Annotated in this window: 1 protein-coding gene; it reads left to right on the forward strand. The window is 58.6% G+C overall.

What is annotated here, in order from left to right:
* Positions 1–846, forward strand: an 846-nt coding sequence (gene tuf / locus BS626_RS18030) for an elongation factor Tu (protein WP_075183699.1), incomplete at both ends; no start/stop codon positions are given.

The following is an 846-nucleotide window of genomic DNA, read 5'->3' on the forward strand; positions in this document are numbered from 1 at the left end:
CACGTTGACCACGGTAAAACCACTCTGACCGCTGCTATCACTACCGTACTGGCTAAAACCTACGGCGGTGCTGCGCGTGCGTTTGACCAGATCGATAACGCGCCGGAAGAGAAGGCTCGTGGTATCACCATCAACACCTCTCACGTTGAGTACGAAACCCCGACTCGCCACTACGCGCACGTTGACTGCCCGGGCCACGCCGACTATGTGAAAAACATGATCACCGGTGCGGCGCAGATGGACGGTGCAATCCTGGTGGTTGCCGCGACTGACGGCCCGATGCCGCAGACCCGTGAGCACATCCTGCTGGGTCGCCAGGTTGGCGTTCCGTACATCATCGTGTTCCTGAACAAGTGCGACATGGTTGATGACGAAGAGCTGCTGGAGCTGGTTGAGATGGAAGTGCGTGAGCTGCTGTCTCAGTACGACTTCCCGGGCGACGACACGCCGATCGTACGCGGTTCTGCGCTGAAAGCCCTGCAGGGTGAAGCCGAGTGGGAAGAGAAAGTGATCGAGCTGGCCGGCTACCTGGATTCCTACATTCCGGAGCCAGAGCGTGCTATCGACATGCCGTTCCTGCTGCCGATCGAAGACGTGTTCTCCATCTCTGGTCGCGGTACCGTGGTAACCGGCCGTGTTGAGCGTGGCGTGATCAAAGTCGGTGAAGAAGTGGAAATCGTGGGCATCAAAGATACCGCGAAATCAACCTGTACCGGTGTTGAAATGTTCCGCAAACTGCTGGACCAGGGTCAGGCGGGTGAGAACGTGGGCGTACTGCTGCGCGGTATCAAGCGTGAAGAGATCGAGCGTGGCCAGGTTCTGGCTAAGCCGGGCTCCATCAAGCCG

Source organism: Pantoea sp. 1.19 (assembly GCF_001922585.1).
Taxonomy (GTDB): domain Bacteria; phylum Pseudomonadota; class Gammaproteobacteria; order Enterobacterales; family Enterobacteriaceae; genus 1-19.